Consider the following 18,805-nt stretch of genomic DNA (forward strand, 5'->3'; position numbering starts at 1 on the left):
AACACACAGTCAGATGACGTTTTGCCCGCAGATGGACGACTCGGCAAAGTTGGAGGCGGTGATTCAGGAGAATTTGGAGGTGCTGGGTTATGGGGCGTGAATGGAAAACCGTAAAACTTGGTGAATTATTAGAGCTCTTAACAGACTATCATGCAAATGGTTCTTATAAAAAATTGAAGGAACATGTCACCTTACTGGATGAGCCTGATTATGCGATAATGATTCGTACAACTAATTTTGAAAATAACAATTTCGATACTTCTCTTAAATACATAACAAAAGATGCTTATGAGTTTTTAAAAAAATCAAAAGTTTTCTGTGGCGATATAGTTATGAACAAAATCGCAAATGCAGGTTCTTGTTATTATGTTCATAACTTCAAACAGCCTGTATCATTAGCAATGAATTTATTTTTGTTAAGGATAGATCAATCATTGGCTATTCCTAAATACATATTTTTTTATCTTAAGGCTAATGAGAATTATGTTAAAAGTTTTGCTGAAGGTAGCGTTACTAAAACCATCACGAAAAAAGCTGTCAAAAATTTAGATGTAACACTTCCCTCTCTTTCAAAACAAAAAGCGATCGCCCACATCCTGGGTTCATTAGACGACAAAATCGAACTAAACCGCCAGATGAACGCCACCCTGGAAGGAATGGCCCAAGCCCTCTTCAAAAGCTGGTTTGTAGACTTCGATCCGGTGATCGACAATGCCCTCGCCGCCGGAAACCCAATCCCCGAAGCGTTCGCCGCCCGTGCGGAAACCCGCCGCAAAGCCCTTGCCGATTGGACTGTCAATCGTGACGTTGCCAAGCATTTTCCCGCAGCGTTTCAATTCTCGGGAGAAATGGGATGGATTCCGAAAGGGTGGGAAATGACAAAGATTAGCGAGCTACTCGAAGTGAAATACGGTAAAGCTCATAAAAATTTAAGTGAGGGACATATTCCAGTATACGGTTCGGGTGGGTTAATGCGCCATGCTGACAAGTCTCTTTATGAGGGAGAGTCTGTTCTCATTCCAAGAAAGGGTACTCTTAGCAATATCCTTTATTTAAATGAAAAATTTTGGACTGTAGATACAATGTTTTACACAATCCCAAAAATCAAATTTACTCCAAAGTATATGTTTTACCATTTAAAATCCCTTGATTTTGAATCAATGAATGTAGGGTCGGCAGTTCCCAGCATGACAACAAAAGTATTGAACGAACTCTTGGTTCTCATGCCTGAAAAAATGATGCTTCAAAATTTTGACGCTATTTTAAATTCTTATTTTCTAAAAATAAAAGAGAATAATACACAGTCTAAAACACTTTCCAACCTCCGCGACACCCTACTCCCCAAGCTAATCTCCGGAGAGATCCGCATTCCCGAAGCTGAAAAAATCACAGAGGAAGCCCTGGCATGAAATCCACCGGATCCCAACCCGAAGCCGCTATCAGAGTGAAAGATCACAAGAGATGAAAAAAGGATGGCGCTCTCGGGGGTATTTACCCCATTTTGATATGGGTGGATTGTATCAAGGCATCACCTACCGTTTAGCCGATTCCCTCCCCGGGAGCGCGGGCGTCCCGCCTGCATCTTCCGCACCTTTATCAACACACGAAAAAATCGAGAGACGCAAACAGATCGAACGGGAACTCAACAAAGGGTATGGTTCATGTCTTTTGCGGGAGAAAAAAATTGCAAAGATCGTTGTGGATGCATGGAAACATTTTGACGGTAAACGCTATGATCTTATTGCTTATGTGGTGATGCCGAATCATGTGCACCTGTTGATCAAGACCTATGAGGGGTTTGCATTATCCAATGTGATTCATTCGTGGAAATCCTTTACGGCCCATGAAATCAATAAATATTTAAAGCAATGCGGGCGGGACGCCCGCGCTCCCAAGGTGTGGCAAAAAGAATATTTCGACCGCGCTATTCGTAATGATAAACATTTCATCCAAGCCCTTACCTACATTCATGATAACCCAGTCAAAGCGGGACTATGCCGTCAGGCCAGTGAATGGCCATGGTCCAGTGCAGAAAAATTTGTCAAATGAAATTTAATGAAGCACAATTAGAGAAAGCGATCATCGAATTTATCGGAGAAATGGGTTATCCGCATCTGTTGGGAAAAAACATTTATCGTCAGCCAGACGAGGTGTTGATCAAGGATGATCTACGGACGTTTCTATCCCGCCAATATGCAGCGGACGGCATCACGCTCGGTGAAATCGAGTCGGTGATTCGGCAGCTGGAGGTCTACTCATCAGCGGATCTTTACGAGAGCAACAAGGCGATCATGAAGCTGGTGTCTGATGGCTTCTTACTCAAGCGGGAAGACCGGGACCAAAAAGATCTATATGTGAAGCTGATCGACTATTCCGCCTTGATTGCATTTCGAAAGCCAAAGGCCGGTGAGGTGCCCGAGATCGTGGCGGAGGAACAAGCAGCGTATGGCACGGACACCGGGGCCAACATCTTCAAAATGGTGAATCAGCTGGAGATCACCGGGCATGAAAAGCGGATACCGGACGGGATTCTCTACATCAACGGGCTGCCCCTGGTGGTGTTTGAGTTCAAGAGCGCCATTCGGGAAGAGGCCACCATTCACGATGCCTTCATTCAATTGACAGTGCGCTACCAGCGCGACATTCCGGAGCTTTTCAAATACAATGCCTTCTGCGTCATCAGCGACGGCGTGAACAACAAGGCCGGGTCATTTTTTGCCGCATATGAATTCTTCTATGCATGGCGCAAGACCGATGGTGGCGACCTCATCGAGAAAGACGGTATCGACTCCCTCTACTCAATGATTCACGGTCTGTTCCACCCCGTCCGCCTCTGTGATGTGATCCGCAACTTTATCTTTCTGCCGGACACCTCCCGAAGAGAAGAGAAGATTCTTTGCCGCTATCCCCAATACTACGCCGCCACCAAGCTCTATCAAAACATCCTCAACCACATCAGGCCCGAAGGCGACGGCAAGGGCGGCACCTACTTCGGGGTCACGGAACAAGGGGTAAAGCGCACCTTCGGGTTTGCCAAATACCTCCACGACGCCCTGCCCAACGCCACCTATGTGGGATTCACCGGAACGCCCGTGGATGCCACATTAAATGTCTTTGGCGAGGTGGTGGACGCCTACACCATGACCGAATCGGTGGCAGATGAGATCACGGTGCGCATTGTCTACGAGGGACGGGCAGCCAAAGTGGTGCTGGATAACAGCAAACTGGAAGAGATTGAAGCCTATTACGCCCAGTGTGGGGAAGAGGGAGTCGGCGACTACGCCATTGATGCCAGTAAGCGGGCCAACCTCCACATGGACGCCATCCTGGGAGATCCCGACCGCCTGAAATCATTGGCAGCCGATTTTGTGGCGCACTATGAGGCAAGGATTGAAGAGGGCTCAACCGTTGCCGGAAAGGCCATGTTTGTCTGCAAAAACCGTCTCATTGCCTATGCCTTATACAAGGAAGTGATCGCCCTTCGTCCGGAATGGGCTCAGGTAAAGGTGTGCGCCCATGGAGAAACCCTGACCCAAAGAGAGCAAAAAGAGATCATGCCCATGGCGCGCATCAAACTGGTGATGACCCGTGGAAAAGATGACGACCCCGATCTATACAAGATGCTGGGAACCAAAGCAGACAGAAAAGAGTTGGATCGGCAGTTCAAAAATGCCAAGTCCAATTTCAAGATCGCTATGGTGGTGGATATGTGGCTCACCGGCTTTGATGTCCCCTTCCTGGATACCATGTATATCAACAAACCGGTTCAGCGTCACAGCCTGATTCAGACGATCTCCAGGGTGAACCGCAAATACCTTCATAAGGAAAAGGGATTGATCGTCGACTATATCGGCATCAAGAAACAGATGAACCTGGCCCTGGCCCACTATGCCAAGACAGACACCACCAATTTCGAAGACATCAAGCAGTCCGTTGGTGTGGTAAAGGATCATCTCGATTTGATGCAAGCGATTTTTTATAAGTTTGATACCACGCCCTATTTCTCCGGCGAGCCCACCCAGCAGCTCCACTGCCTCAATATGGCGGCGGAGTTGATCCAGCAGACCGACAAGCTGGAAAAGCGCTTTATGGCCCTATCCAAACGAATGAAAGCCGCCTACGACATCTGCGTGGGAAGTGATCTCTTCACCCAGGACGAGCGGGACCGATTCCACTTCTACATGGCGGTGCGCGCCATCATCTTCAAGCTCACCAAAGGCAATGCCCCGGATCTCTCCCGAATGAACGCCAGGGTGCGGCAGATGCTCTCCGATGCGTTGAAAAGCGATGGTGTGGAAGAGATTTTCAAAATGGGTCAGGGGGACACCACAGAAGTGAATATTTTTGATCCGGATTACCTGGAGAAGATCAACAAGATCAAGCTGCCCAACACCAAAATAAAGATGCTCCAGAAACTGCTTTCCAAGGCCATTGATGAGTTTAAGAAGGTCAATAAGCTTAAGGGGGTGGATTTTGCCAAAAAATTTAAATCCCTGGTGGAACGATACAACGACCGAAGCGAACAGGATGTCCTCAGAAGTGAGGTGTTGGAAGATTTCACCGATGAGATTATTGATCTCTACCACGCCATCAGAAAAGAGCGGGAATCCTTTGCCGATATGGGCATTGATTTTGAGGAAAAAGCCTTCTATGACATCCTGAAGACTCTCACCATCAAGTATGATTTTAAATATCCTGAAGAGAAGCTCATTGCGCTTGCAAGGGAAGTAAAACTCATTGTCGATGACAAAGCCAAATATACCGACTGGAGTCAACGTGATGATATCAAGGCAGAACTGAAGGTGGATCTCATTATCTTGCTGGCGGAGCATGGATATCCGCCGGTGGATCGGGATGAAGTGTATAAAGAGATCTTTGAACAGGCGGAAAACGTTAAGAGGAATAAATGATTCAAGGCCATGGTGGAAATAAACAGCAGCTTGCAGACCGGATCGGATGCAGGCTTGAAGATATCATTGACATGAGTTCCAACCTCAATCCCCTGGGGCCGCCGGAGCGCATCCACACCTTTATCCGGGAAAACATTCATCTGATTCATGCCCTTCCCGAACCGGATGCCGCGGGTATGTCAAAGGGATTTGCAGACTATCGCGGCATTGATCCCGGCTGTGTGATGGCCGGCAACGGCACCACCTTTTTTATCTATACCCTGCCCCTGGCGCTTGGGGCAAAAAAGGCCCTGATCCTGGGTCCTGCCTATGCCGACTATGAAGATGCCTGTGCGGCCCATCATGTAAAGACCAGTCACTGTTTGACCCTTGCCGAAAACAATTTTGTTCCGGATCTGGATCAGTTATCCGCCGGCGCCGAACAGGCCGACCTGGTGTTTATCTGCAACCCGAACAATCCCACAGGGAACCTGATTAACAAACAGGATCTGGAAACATTGATGCGCCGCCACACGAACACCTGTTTTGTGGTGGATGAATCCTATCTGCCCTTTGTACCGGATGCAGAAGAGTTTTCCCTTGTGGAGCAGACCCACCTGCCCAACCTTGTGGTGCTCTCCTCCATGTCCAAAATTTTTAGAATTCCGGGGCTTCGCACAGGTTTCCTAAGCGGGGCGAAAGCCTTGATCCGGAAAGTCATGGTCCATTACCAGCCCTGGAGCGTCAATGCCCTGGCCCAGGCCGTGATCAAGGATATTTACGATCATCCGGAAGAGATTTTGCCCTTTTACCAGCAGACCCGGGAATTTATTGTTAAAGAACGCCGGGCATTTGCCCAGGCCCTGGCTGAAACAGACGGTATCCGGCTTTTTGATACACCGGTTTATTTTATGTTGGCCCGCCTGGACAAAATCTTAGCCTCACAACTGTGCCGCCGGGTGGGAGATGACGGATTCCTGATCCGGGACTGCGCCAATTTTAAAGGGCTGTCCTACCGGTTTGTCCGGTTTTCCCTGAAAACAAATAAAATCAATCTGGCCCTGGCCCAAAGCATCAAAACAGCCCTGGCCCGGAAACAGAATTCACCATGCTCTTTGATCTTACCTGGCAGATTTTAGCGGCCGCCTTTATCCTGGATCTCCTGGCCGGAGATCCGAAATGGTTACCCCATCCCATTATCTGGATGGGCCGGGCCATTTCATTTTTTGAGCCTGAATTTCGAAAACGGTTTGAAAACCCGTTCAAGGCCGGTCTTCTCTTTGCCCTTTGCCTGATTGCCGCGGCCTTTGGCCTGACCCGGGCTATTGTTTTTGTCGCCGGTGAAATTCATCCGGTTGCGGCCACCATTGTTCAGACGGTGCTGATTTTTTACAGTTTTTCCACCCAAAGCCTGTACAAGGCCGCCATGGAGGTTTTCAAGCCCCTGGCCAAAGGTGACCTGGCCAAGGCCAGAATCAAGGTAGGGTTTATTGTGGGACGCCAAACCAAAGACCTGGATGAAGCGGGCATCACCCGGGCGGCCTGCGAAACGGTGGCGGAAAATTTCGTGGACGGATTTTTGTCGCCGTTGTGTTTTGCCCTGGTACTCGGTGCCCCCGGGGCCATGATGTACAAAATGATCAACACCCTGGATTCCATGGTGGGGTATAAAAACGATACCTACATCCTGTTCGGCAGAGCCGCAGCCCGCATGGACGATGTGGCCAATTATATACCGGCCCGGCTCTCCATCGCCATGATTGCACCGGCAGCAGCAATGATCTCCCTTTCCCGGGGCAGGCGGGCGTTTTTCACAGCACTCACCCAGGGTCGCAATCACAAAAGCCCCAACGCCGGATTCCCCGAGGCGGCCTTTGCAGGGGCCCTGGGCGTCCGGTTCGGCGGTCCCAATGTATACCACGGCAAGCTGGTGGACAAACCCTATATCGGCGGTGCATTCAATGACCCTATACCTGCCCACATTGAAAAGGCCTGCGAATTAATGATGCTGTCGGCCCTTGTTTCCCTGGTATTGGCCTGTCTGTTCGCCTGGAGTTTATTTTAATATGCTCAAAAGACCTTTCAAGCTAGCCACCACCTCCTTTATCTATCCGGGTCATATCATTCCCAATGTCAAAAAAATCGGCGCCTTTTTTGACGAAATTGAACTTCTGGTATTTGAAAGTAAACCCGAAGCGGTGATGCCGCGCCGGGACGATGTGAGGGAACTGACAGAACTATCCCGGGACCTGGACCTGACCTATAATGTCCACCTGCCCACGGATATCAATTTAAGTGCACCGGACCACCGGCTGCGCCGGGACGCCGCTGATACCCTGAAACGAGTGATTGAGCGATTTTCCATTGCGCCTGTCACAAGCTTCACCCTTCATCTCGAAATGGATAAGCCCATGCCGTCACAGGATGGTATTAAGGCCTGGCAAAACAATGCACGACAGGGGCTTGAATTGCTGGTGCCGACCCTGGAAGACCCGGCAAAAATCAGCGTGGAAACCCTATGGTACCCCCCGGATCTTTTCAAAGATCTGATCAATGAATTTGGCCTTTCCGTGTGTGCCGACCTTGGTCACCATATCAAATACGGGTATGACATACCCCGTACCTTTGAACTGTTCGGCCCAAAAATAAATCTGATTCACCTCCACGGCGTGGATACGCGCCTTGAACCACCCCGAACCCACATCGGCCTTGACGAAATGGTACCCGGCGAGTTCAGGAAAATCATGGACCATTTGAAACACTACACGGAGACCGTCAGTATAGAGGTCTTTAAACTTGCTCATCTGCAAGGATCTCTGGAAGCCCTCTCCAAAATTTTTAACGGCATACCCTGTATATAACAGCCATGGGCTGACTTGGTCTATCGACACCTAGGCTCAGCCCACAACAAAGCATGAAAGTAATTCAGTAACTTATTGGAACTTTCATATAAAAAAATCAATCCGGTAAAACATAAACATGCGCTTTGATTCAGCTTTACGCAGCGCTTTGATTCTGATATTTTGACCTAAATTAAATCTTCTGTAAAAAAAACAGTCATCACCCAAAAAGGAAATGTCAGGATACGATGGTGCGACTTGTATTCAAAATTATTTGCGTGATTTCACTCCTGCTTTTATCTGATACTCCAGGCCCCTGCCATCCCCATGATGCCGAAATAAATCATTTTTTTGAATCTCTGACCCAAGAAGAGCAGCAATGGCTGAAAGCCCATCCGGTGATCAGGCTCGGGACGGATTCTGCCTACCCTCCCTTTGAATTTATCGATGACCGGGGACAATCCCAGGGAATAGTTGCCGACTATTTTAAATTGATCGAAAGTCGTCTTCAAGTGCGCTTTAAACGCATGGAAAAAGAAGACGGTTCCCAGCTTTCATGGGCGCAAATACTAAAGGCGGCCCAAAACAGGCAGATAGATTGTGTGGCCTGTCTTTTGAAGACGAAAGAAAGAGAAGACTATCTTACTTTTACCCGGCCCTATCTGGATTTCCCTTATGTTCTGGTGGTGAACCGCAATAATGACACATCCAGAGAAATCTCCGATTTTAATGGCCAAAAATTTGCTGTGGTGGAAGCTTACGCCATCAGCAAACAACTGCGCATGCAGCACCCGAAGCTGATCTATGTTCCTGTGGAAAACCCGCTGCAGGGACTGCAGGCTGTCGCCCGTGGCAGGGCTGCCGGATACGCGGTGAATGCGGCCGATGCAAGTTACCACATAAAAAAATACAGCTTAAATCAGCTTAAGATTGCGGCGGTTCTGGAAGACTTCGATAATCAGCTTCGTATGGGTGTGCGCAAGGACTGGCCATTGCTGACAGACATTCTGGATAAAGCCCTTGCCTCTTTGCCCCTCCGGGAAACAACTGCTATCCAAAACCGGTGGATCTCCCTTGAGTATGAAAAAAAAATGGCCTGGTACAACGTTCTGACGGTTACCGTCCCTTCCGTCCTTATTTTCCTGGTCATCATTGCAGTGGTGTTAATGGTCAACAGGAAATTAAAAAAAGAGGTTGTCAAACGGCAACAGACTGAAAATCTGTTATTAAAAAGCGAAGAACGCCTCCATTTTGCCCTGGACGTGGCCAACGCCCACCATTGGCAGATCGACATGCAGTCCCGAGAAATCACTTTTAGTTCATTACGGATCTTTGTTTCCGCAGGCTATTCAGAACAGGATGCACCGCTGACCCTGGATCACTATCTTTCTTTGGTTCACCCGGATGATATTGCAGTGATTGATGACGCATTTCAGCAAATTTTTGCAGGTGAAACGACCTTAAAAAATGATTACCGGCTGCGCCATAAACAATCCGGCTGGATATGGATCCATTCGGCAGGACAGGTCGTGGAATGGGATACCCAGGGACAGGCAGCCAAAATCGCAGGCCTGACCATGGATATGACAGAACGGTACAGCCTGCTTGAAAAAATTACCCAGTCCCAGGAGCAACTTCGAATCATTTCGGAACACACCCACGACTGGCAGTCCTGGCGGGACCTTAACGGGAAACTGGTCTGGGTGAACCAGGCCGTTGAAAAGGTGACGGGCTATACTGTGACCGAATGTATGGATATGGATGACTATCCCTTTCAGATATTTGATAAACGCGACTGGGATGTTTATAAAAATATCACAGACGCGGCGATTAGGGGAGAAAGCCGTCAAGAGGCACAGATTCGTGTCCGCCGGAAAGACGGCAGCCAGGTATGGATTTCTTCAGCCTATGAAGCGGTCCTGGATAAAAACAGTCGGATCATAGGACTTGCCGGTGCAGCCAAGGATATTACAAAACAAATCAAGGCGGAACAGAGTCTTCGCCTATTATCCAAAGTGTTTGAAGACAGTTCCGACCCGATTTTAATCACGGATCTTTCCGGAAACATCATGGCTCTGAATGAAGCCACGATTGAGGCTTACGGATATTCCAGGGAAGAACTTCTCGGTAAATATATCGGAATATTTGCCTCGAAAGAAGCGAATATCACGCACCAGGCCCTTTACCAACGCTGTATCAAGGGCGAAGTATTAAAAAACATCGAAGGCAGCCGCGTCAGAAAGGACGGAACCGTCATTCCCCATCTGTTTACCTATTCCCTGTTAAAGGATGACAAAGGCAAACATTTAGGCATTGCCTCCATTGCCAAGGATATTACCTGGATCAAAAAGGCGGAAAAAAAACTTGAAGACTACCGCAGTCACCTGGAAGACCTGGTAAAAGAACGCACACTTGACCTGGAAGAGGCAAGGCAGGTGGCTGAAGAAGCCACGAGGGCAAAAAGTGATTTTCTGGCAAATATGAGCCATGAAATTCGCACCCCGCTCAACGCCATTATCGGCTTTGCGCATCTGGCACGCCAGACTGAACAAAATTCACATCGGCATGATTACATCCACAAAATTCAAAACGGATCCAAGGCCCTTTTAGGTGTTATCAACGACATCCTTGATTTCAGCAAGATTGAAGCGGGTAAACTGAGTATGGAAGCCATTGAATTCTTTCTGGAAAATCTTCTGGAGACGGTTACCAATCTTGTGGGAATCAAGGCCCAGGAAAAAGGGTTGGAGGTAATTTATAATATTGATCCGAACATTCCCCACAGTCTTATAGGTGACCCCATTCGGCTGGGCCAAATCCTTCTCAACCTGACCAATAATGCGGTGAAATTTACAAAAAGAGGGGAAATTGTTCTGGGCTGTACATTGCTTGAAAATGAAGCAGATGAGGCAAGGCTTGAGTTTTACGTCCAGGACACCGGTATCGGACTGACCAAAGCCCAGCAGGACAATTTATTTCAGGCCTTTTCCCAGGCAGAGACAGACACCTCACGTAAATATGGGGGCACAGGCCTGGGGCTGTTTATCAGCAAATCCCTGGTGGAAATGATGAACGGCCATATCCGCGTGGAAAGTGAATATGGCCGGGGCACCACTTTTATTTTTACGGTCAGGTTAAAACGTATTGGCTCACAGACGATAACGTCACGCTTTGCCGCAGCCGATAACCTAAAGAAAAAAATCCTGGTAGTGGACGATAATGACATCTCCCGCACGGCGCTGGAAAAACTGCTCAAGGGTATGTCTTTCAAGGTCATCCAGGCGGACAGTGCCCAAGCCGGTATCGCGAAGTTGGCGGTGGCCGGCAAACAGGGTGAGCCCTTTGACCTGGTTCTCATGGATTGGCAGATGCCGGGAATGAATGGACTGCAAGCCTCTGAGAAAATACAAACCGATTTGCAAGGAACGATCCCTTTGGTTCTCATGGTGTCGGCCTATGCCCAGGAGGAGTTAGTGCAACAGGCCAATCGACTGGGACTTAACGGCTATCTGACCAAACCGGTTTTTCCGTCTTTATTGTCCGATGCAATCATGGCGGCACTGGGAGAAAAAGTGCTGCCATGCGTCTTTGGGCATCAAAAAGAACAAATTCCCAGCGCAACAAAAATCAAGGGCGCAAAATTTCTGGTGGCCGAGGACAACGAGGTGAACCAGCAGGTGGTCAAAGGGATTCTGGAAAACAACGGCTTTGTAGTAGACCTTGCAGATAACGGTGTTCTGGCATTAAAAGCCGTACAGAAAACAAAATATGACGCCGTGCTCATGGATATAAACATGCCGGAAATGGACGGCTATACCGCCAGCCGGAAAATCAGACAACTGCCGGGATTTAAGAATCTGCCCATGATCGCCATGACGGCCAATGCCATGACCGGTGACAGAGAAAAGGCCCTGGCTGCGGGAATGAATGATCATATAACCAAACCCATTGATGTTAAGGAGTTACTCATTGCCTTAAGAACATGGGTAAAGCCTGCCAAAGAAAACGGCGGCCAGGAAAAAGAAGCCTTACCCAACAAAAAAATAGACACCGGCGCATTATTTGAAAATTTAGGGCCTCTGCCGGGTATTAACATCCAGACGGGGCTAGAGCGTCTAACCGGGGACACACGTTTGTACCGGAATCTTTTAAAAAGATTCGCCGGGAATCAGGCAGATACTGCAAATAAAATCCGGCAGGCCCTGATCACCAAGGATATGGAAACAGCGCAAAGACTTGTCCATACCATTAAAGGCGTTTCAGGCAATATCAGCGCAACCCTTGTTTTTGAATCAGCAACACATCTGGACGATGCACTCAGAAACAAAGACATCCAGACGGCCATGGCCATATTTCCTGATTTTTCAGCCTGTCTTTCAGAAGTTATTCAAGGAATTAATCGCCTTGAAACAGGTAGAGAAGGACAATCACAGAATGACCCGACTCCGGACCCTGAAGCACTCAAACCTCAACTCATAACACTTCAAAAAATGCTCGACGAAAACGCTCCCGAAGCCGTCAGCATTGTTAGGCAAATCAGGAATCATATTCCGGGAGATGCTATGAAAGGACTAATTGATCAACTTACCCGGGAAATTGGTGAATACGATTTTGATGAAGCCCAAAAGACACTTAAAAATCTTTGCCGGGAAATGGGACTTTATTGAAGTGGTTAGGACCGCAGATTAAATAATCTTAAACGAAAGACATGAAGAATGGCTATCTTCATGTCCTTCATGGTAAAAAAAGCAAGATAGGTAGGGTGGGCAAAAGCGCAGCGTTGCCCACCATTGTAGGCCTGAACGATAAATCAGATAGGTTTAAGTTTATGGATAACTGTTTTTACTCGGTAAACTTAATCAATTCCCGGCAAAAGGCATCGATCTTTTGGACCAAGGCCTGCTCATCCTCGCTGGTGGGTGCCCCCTGCCATTCGTAAGAACCGAGCAGATCCCAGCCGGACTTTTCAATTTTGGATTCAAAATCCCGCTGTGCCCCCCCGACCCATCCATAGGAGCCGTACCTGAAAACCTTTTTGTTACTAACCTTTTTGACAAGCAGCTCCTCAATCACATGGGACATGGGCGGAAAAACCTTGTACTCGTAAGTGGGCATGCCAAAAATAAGCCCGGCGGACTTCCAGGCGCTGGCCAGAATATAGCCGATGTCATCGCCCGGGGCCTGGTAAACATGCACCGGAATCTTGTGTTTTCTTATGGTCTCAACCACAAAGTTCAGCATGGATTTTGTACTGCCGTACATGCTGGACCAAACCAGAGTAACCTCTCGTTCTGCCGGCCCCTTGCTGTACTCTGCATAGCGTTTGTAATGGTCAATGATCACGCCGGGGTTCTCCCGCCAGATAATTCCGTGGGAGGGGCAGATGATCTTGATATCCAGTCCGGACAGTTTGGTCAGTCCCTTGAGTACAAAGCCGGAAAATGCGGAGACAATATTGGCGTAATAGCGCAACGCTTCATTTTCCAAAAAAATATGTTTTTCCTCGGAAAGCTGGTCGTCAAAAACGGTGTCATCCGACACTTTGCCGTAGGAGCCAAAAGCATCACAGGCAAACAGAATTTTTCGTTTTTTCTCATAGGTCATCATGGTTTCGGGCCAATGGATGTTGGGCGTTTCAAAAAACTGAAGCTCGTAGTCACCCACTTCCAGGGTCATGCCGTCCGTGATGGCCACGGCCCGGTCCGCCGGGACCCCGGCAAAGGCTTCTAGCAGGGGAACTGCCTTTTTAGTACAGTAAATCACGCCCTTGGTATTTTTTTTACAAAATTCCCGCAGCCAGCCGGCGTGATCCGGCTCCATGTGGTTCACCACGATGATATCAATGTCCTCCACAGCCAGGGAGACCCCTTCCATCTGTCCGGTAATGGCCTTGGGAAAGTCCATGATGTCCTGGGTCAGATCAATGAGTACATTTTTTTCACCCTTGATCAGATACGAATTTATGGAAATGCCGTGGGGAATCGGCCAGATCCCCTCAAAAAGGTAATTCTCGTCTTCGATGTTAACCGCAAGGCGGTAAATATCGCCTACTATTTTTTGAAATTTCATCCCGCAACTCTCCTTGCACCAGTTTGTTTTTTAAAAATATATTTAAAATGCCATGTTCAATTGGTAAAATCAATTTTCAGTTTCTAAAATACAATATTCCTTCTATTTGAACAAAATGCCCAACCCTACTTGTACAGTGCCTCTTTTGTGTCCCTGACAGAACCCCACGCACCAGGAGGGTTCACGACGATCCTTTACCGCCGGCAAGCATCAGGTAATGGGCGCCTTCTTTTTCCCTTCCCCGTTTCATGCACCCGTTGGCAAAAATCCGGCATTTTTCTTTAAATACATTTAAAGCGGCCTGTTCCTGATCCGAAGAGAGGACATTGGACTCAATCAAATCCAGGATGGACTGAATCCGGTATTTATCCTGGGAGTGGGAGGCGGACAGTTGATCCCCATGCCCCCCGGTTTTAACCGTTAAGGGGATATCAATCAAATACACAGGCGTGTCATGGGAAATACGCAACCACAGGTCGTAATCCTCGCATACCGGAAACGCCTCGTTAAACATGCCCTTTTGGTCAAAGAGTTGTTTTCTCATCATCACAGCCGAGGGGCTGACCAGGCAGAGCCTTAGAGAAGGTTCAAAGATCATGCCCGACGATTTTTTATGTTTTTTTTTGGGATTGACCCGTTTGCCCTTTCTGATCCAAATTTCCTCGGTCTGGCAGATCATTGCTCCGGGATTGGATTGAAAAAAGGCCGCCTGGCAGGAAAGTTTATTCTTTTCCCAGGCATCATCGGAGTCCAGCAGGGCAATGAAACTGCCTTGGCTCTCTTGAATCCCAAGGTTCCGTGCTGCACTCACCCCTTTGTTTTCCTGGACCAGGACCCGGATTTGATCTTTATACCCTGCCAGCAGTTCCTGGGTTGGGTCTGTTGACCCGTCATCCACCACAATGATTTCCCTGTGCCGGTAGTCCTGGGCAAGGGCTGAATCAATAGCCCTTTTCAGGGTCCATGCCCGGTTGAATGTGGGAATAATGACACTGACCGTATCTTTTTTTTGCTCTGTCATGGTTAAAAAGGGTAACCATCAAAAGACAAGTGACAAGAATCAAAAAATAACAAACTAAACGTTATTCGAACCTGATTAAAAAAAACGATAAAAAAAGTTGTAAATAGATTTTTTTTTTGATAGAGCATGATAGATTTTAATAAATAAACCATGGTTGACAATGGAGAAGTTTGACAAGCACGACTATATATATTAACTACATGCCCAATTTTAATCCGGTTATAAACCGAGGATGAGGAAATTATGGCAAAAGGAAAATCCGTCACACACGTTATTAACAGAGACTGGTGCAAGGGGTGCGGTATTTGCGTTCACTTCTGCCCCAAACAGGTTCTGGAACTGGACAGCGATGAAAAAGCTGTGGCAGCCCGCCCCGAAGACTGCATTGCATGCAAGCTTTGCGAAATTCGGTGCCCTGATCTGGCAATTGAAATTCAAATTGAAAAAGAAGGGGAATAAATAATGACTAAGAATATCCAATTTATTCCAGGAAGCGATGCTTGCATTGAAGGCGCCCTTTATGCTGGGTGTGACTTTTTTGCAGGTTATCCAATCACTCCGTCCTCGGAAGTTGCAGAAGGTTTGGCTGCTGAGCTTCCCAAAAGAGGCGGCAAGTTTATCCAGATGGAAGACGAAATCGCCTCCATGGCCTGTGTCATCGGCGCAGCCCTTGCCGGAAAAAAGGTTATGACAGCAACCTCCGGCCCGGGTTTCTCCTTGAAGCAGGAAGGTATCGGATACGCCTGTATGACCGAAACCCCCTGTGTAATCGCAAATATCCAGAGAGGCGGGCCATCCACAGGTAACCCCACCCATGTAGCCCAGGGTGACACGATGCAGGCCAGATGGGGATCCCATGGCGACCATAGCATTATTGCCATGACAGCTTCCAACCTCCAGGATATATTTAAAATTACGGTTGAAGCGTTTAATCTCGCTGAACAATACAGAACGCCTGTTATTCTTATGTTTGATGAGGCCACCCAGCACTTGAGAGAAAAAGTGATCATTCCCGAACCCGGCGAGATCGAAGTTATCGATAGAATCAGAACCAAGATTCCCGTAGGTGAACAATACTATCCCTATCGTACCGATGAAAACGGCCAGCGTCCCATGTCCGATTTTGGTGCAGGCCATCGTTTCCACGTGACCGGCCTTCATCATAACCTTTTGGGATTTCCCGACGTCAGTCCTGAAAATGTCAACGCCCTGATCCACCATCTGGTAGAAAAAATAGACAATAAAGCCAACGAGCTTGCCAGGTACAAAGAATACTACATGGATGATGCCGACTATGTCATCGTTGCCTATGGCACGACAACCAGATCCGCCATCCAGGCTGCCGAAGACTATCGGAATCAGTTAGGCGTCAAGGTCGGCGTTTTAGAACTTCAGACCGTATGGCCCTTTGCAGATGACATTGTCAGGGAAAAATGTGCTAATACCAAGGCTGTGATTGTGGCTGAAATGAATATGGGCCAGATTGTAAACGAAGTAAGACGTGTTGTGACTCAACCTGAAAAGGTTTTCTTTTCTAACCGGGTTGACAACCAAATCATCAAGCCGGGTGACATTAAAGCTGCATTGAAAATGATCACAGGAAAGGGGGTATAGCATGAGCGATACACAAATTGATATTAAGAAATATTTGCGGACTCAATTTTTCCCCCAGATGTGGTGTCCGGGATGTGGACACGGCACTGTCATGGGCGCACTGCTCAGGGCGATCGGTGATCTGGGATTAGACAACGACGATGTTTCCGTGATCTCAGGTATCGGGTGTTCTTCGAGAATATCCGGGTATCTGGATTTCAACACGGCGCATACCATGCACGGCAGAGCCCTTCCCACTGCCACAGGCGTTAAGCTTGCCAACCCCAACCTGAAAGTTATTGTCCCCTTTGGCGACGGCGACTCCACAGCCATCGGCGGCAACCACTTGATCCATGCCTGCAGAAGAAATATCGATATTACGGCCATCGTCATGAACAACCGGATCTACGGCATGACCGGCGGACAGTATTCACCCATGTCCGGTCCGGGCGTAAAAGCAAGTACAGCCCCCTATGGTGTTCCCGATCGTGCCTTTGATCTGATGGAACTGGTCAAAGGCGCAGGTGCCACTTTTGTGGCAAGAACTACCGTTTACCATGCCAAAGAAGCCCAGAATACAATCAAAAAAGCCATTGAACACAAAGGTTTTTCAGTGGTTGAAATTCTGTCCCAGTGCCCCACCCAGTTCGGAAGAAAAAACAAAACAGGTGAGGCACCCCAGATGATGGAATGGTATAAGGACAATACCGTACCCATGGGCTCCAAAAAACTGGAAGAGAATCCGGATCTGATTCAACGCGGCATTTTTGTTGATGAACAAGTACCCGAATACTGTGAAGTTTACCAAGCAAACGTCATTGACAAGGTAATGAAGAAAGGATAGGCATAATGGAATCAACAGGAATTGTTTTTACAGCTTCTGGCGGACAAGGGGTCATCACTACGGCCATTATCCTTGCCAGAGCAGCTACAATCTTTGAGGGCAAGAATGCAATTCAGTCCCAGAGCTATGGAGCTGCTGCCCGTGGCGGCGCTACCCGTGCTGACATTTTAATTTCAGAAGGCAATCTTTATTACCCCAAGGTTGAAAAGGCTGACATTTTTGTCGCCCTGATGCAGGAAGGCTATGATAAATATGCCTCCGTGATTAAACCAGGCGGCCTCATGATCGTCGACCCGAAGTATATTACACCTACGAATATGGATGCCAAAATCGTAGAGTTGCCCATGTATGACACAGTTGTTAAAGAAATCGGAAAACCGATTGTTTACAGTGTCTGTGTAGTTGGGGCTCTGATCGGTCTGACAGGCATTTGTAAACCCGAATCAGCTATAAGTGTTATCGAAGTTGCCATGCCCCCAGCTTTCTTTGACTTGAACAAGAAGGCTCTTGAAGTTGGCATAGCTCTGGGAAAAGCTGCTGCTTAAAATTAGGTCGATATATTAAACCGAAGTTAAGCAAACTCTATTAGAGATTAGAGAAAAGGCCGATCCACTTAATAGGTGAGATCGGCCTTTTTTTATGCCACGGTATGTTAGGCGCCCGGAAAAAAATCACCCTCCAATACTTGCTTAATTCTGTCTATGATCTTAATACACTCATCGTTTAATGCCTGAACCTGAACAATGAAATCGGCGCTTGTAGCATTCCCGGCACCGCTCTCTGATTCGAGTTGCTCTGTTAGCGTAACGGCCTTATGCGCTGCCAAATATTTCAGCATACCCTTCAAATGATGTGCATCATTTTCTAATTCATCATACTCATTTTTTTCAATACAAGTAGTTATCTTTGCTATAAGAGGTGAATAGGTGGATTCGAAGGCCTGCAGGCATTTGTATAGAAGAGATTTTTTGCCTGTCATAATCCGTTTTAGTTCCTGAACGTCTATGGCGTCTTCTAAATCCCAGCTGGCTTCAGATTTTGCATCAGCTTTCCCACCGGATATTACATCAGAACATCTCTTTCGGATAACTTTTTGAACTGTTTTGTTTAACGCTTCTGGACTAAGGGGTTTTGTCAAAAATTCATCCATACCGCTATTTAAAAAAAGAGTATTGTCCTCCTGTGTGGTATGGGCCGTTAGGGCAATGATCGGTGTTCGTGACAGATCCTTATCCTTTTCAATGGCTCTGATTGCAAGGGCGGCATCAATGCCGTTCATTTCCGGCATATCCCCATCCATTAAAATAAGGTCAAAACGATGGGAGCAAAACATCTTTACCGCCTCTTTGCCGTTTTCTACAATTTCAACCTGGCCTAAATTTAACATTTTAATCAGCCCTGTGACAACCACCTGATTCATTTTGTCATCTTCAGCCAGTAAAATATAATACCCACCGGGAAACACTTTTTTATCATTCATAGTTCTGCCTGATGATTCAATTTTATAAGAAAGTCTGTCTAATCTACACAGATTTTTCAACTTTTCTTG

14 protein-coding genes are annotated in these 18,805 nt (G+C 47.5%); 11 read left to right on the forward strand and 3 right to left on the reverse strand.

Annotated features, from left to right (window positions below; genetic code table 11):
• Positions 1-89: 89 nt before the first annotated feature.
• The 7 genes from EYB58_RS06255 (at position 90) to EYB58_RS06285 (ending at position 12,396) form a co-directional block, all read left to right on the forward strand.
• Positions 90-1,409: a restriction endonuclease subunit S gene (locus tag EYB58_RS06255; RefSeq protein WP_111954022.1), complete on the forward strand. Its 1,320-nt coding sequence runs from the start codon at positions 90-92 to the stop codon at positions 1,407-1,409.
• Between the two features lie 52 nt (positions 1,410-1,461).
• Positions 1,462-2,049 carry an REP-associated tyrosine transposase gene (locus EYB58_RS06260; protein WP_111954024.1) on the forward strand — a complete coding sequence of 196 codons (588 nt, stop codon included), beginning with the start codon at positions 1,462-1,464 and terminating at the stop codon, positions 2,047-2,049.
• Positions 2,046-4,910 (forward strand): type I restriction endonuclease subunit R, encoded by a 2,865-nt coding sequence (locus tag EYB58_RS06265; protein ID WP_111954094.1) that lies wholly within the window; start codon positions 2,046-2,048, stop codon positions 4,908-4,910. The genes EYB58_RS06260 and EYB58_RS06265 overlap by 4 nt, the downstream gene beginning before the upstream one ends.
• Entirely contained in the window at positions 4,907-6,028 is a 1,122-nt protein-coding gene (locus EYB58_RS06270; RefSeq protein ID WP_111954026.1) for a threonine-phosphate decarboxylase, read from the forward strand. Before EYB58_RS06265 ends, EYB58_RS06270 begins: the two co-directional genes overlap by 4 nt.
• Complete coding sequence (cbiB, locus tag EYB58_RS06275; RefSeq protein WP_111954028.1) at positions 5,998-6,954, forward strand: adenosylcobinamide-phosphate synthase CbiB; 957 nt, start codon at positions 5,998-6,000, stop codon at positions 6,952-6,954. Before EYB58_RS06270 ends, cbiB begins: the two co-directional genes overlap by 31 nt.
• A 1-nt stretch (position 6,955) precedes the next feature.
• Positions 6,956-7,750 (forward strand): cobamide remodeling phosphodiesterase CbiR, encoded by a 795-nt coding sequence (cbiR, locus tag EYB58_RS06280; protein ID WP_111954030.1) that lies wholly within the window; start codon positions 6,956-6,958, stop codon positions 7,748-7,750.
• Between the two features lie 227 nt (positions 7,751-7,977).
• On the forward strand, positions 7,978-12,396 hold the full coding sequence (locus EYB58_RS06285; protein ID WP_111954032.1) for a response regulator: 4,419 nt from the start codon (positions 7,978-7,980) through the stop codon (positions 12,394-12,396).
• 175 nt (positions 12,397-12,571) lie between these two features.
• Here EYB58_RS06285 and EYB58_RS06290 read toward each other — a convergent pair whose 3' ends face one another.
• Both EYB58_RS06290 and EYB58_RS06295 read right to left on the reverse strand, forming a co-directional pair.
• Positions 12,572-13,798, reverse strand: coding sequence for an FprA family A-type flavoprotein (locus EYB58_RS06290; RefSeq protein WP_111954034.1), 1,227 nt, complete (start codon positions 13,796-13,798; stop codon positions 12,572-12,574).
• A gap of 181 nt (positions 13,799-13,979) precedes the next feature.
• Positions 13,980-14,819, reverse strand: coding sequence for a glycosyltransferase family 2 protein (locus EYB58_RS06295; protein ID WP_111954036.1), 840 nt, complete (start codon positions 14,817-14,819; stop codon positions 13,980-13,982).
• 243 nt (positions 14,820-15,062) lie between these two features.
• Between EYB58_RS06295 and EYB58_RS06300 the strand changes: the two genes are divergently transcribed.
• The 4 genes from EYB58_RS06300 to EYB58_RS06315 are packed head-to-tail and all read left to right on the forward strand — an operon-like array spanning position 15,063 to position 17,801.
• Positions 15,063-15,278 (forward strand): 4Fe-4S dicluster domain-containing protein, encoded by a 216-nt coding sequence (locus EYB58_RS06300; protein ID WP_111954038.1) that lies wholly within the window; start codon positions 15,063-15,065, stop codon positions 15,276-15,278.
• A 3-nt stretch (positions 15,279-15,281) separates the two neighbouring features.
• Positions 15,282-16,433 (forward strand): 2-oxoacid:acceptor oxidoreductase subunit alpha, encoded by a 1,152-nt coding sequence (locus EYB58_RS06305; RefSeq protein WP_111954040.1) that lies wholly within the window; start codon positions 15,282-15,284, stop codon positions 16,431-16,433.
• A 1-nt stretch (position 16,434) separates the two neighbouring features.
• Entirely contained in the window at positions 16,435-17,256 is an 822-nt protein-coding gene (locus EYB58_RS06310; RefSeq protein ID WP_111954042.1) for a 2-oxoacid:ferredoxin oxidoreductase subunit beta, read from the forward strand.
• 5 nt (positions 17,257-17,261) lie between these two features.
• Positions 17,262-17,801 carry a 2-oxoacid:acceptor oxidoreductase family protein gene (locus tag EYB58_RS06315; RefSeq protein WP_111954044.1) on the forward strand — a complete coding sequence of 180 codons (540 nt, stop codon included), beginning with the start codon at positions 17,262-17,264 and terminating at the stop codon, positions 17,799-17,801.
• A 107-nt stretch (positions 17,802-17,908) separates the two neighbouring features.
• Here the strand turns inward: EYB58_RS06315 and EYB58_RS06320 are convergent, their stop codons facing one another.
• Entirely contained in the window at positions 17,909-18,736 is an 828-nt protein-coding gene (locus tag EYB58_RS06320; RefSeq protein ID WP_111954046.1) for a response regulator, read from the reverse strand.
• Between the last annotated feature and the right edge of the window lie 69 nt (positions 18,737-18,805).

The sequence above is a fragment of the Desulfobacter hydrogenophilus genome (assembly GCF_004319545.1).
Taxonomy (GTDB): domain Bacteria; phylum Desulfobacterota; class Desulfobacteria; order Desulfobacterales; family Desulfobacteraceae; genus Desulfobacter; species Desulfobacter hydrogenophilus.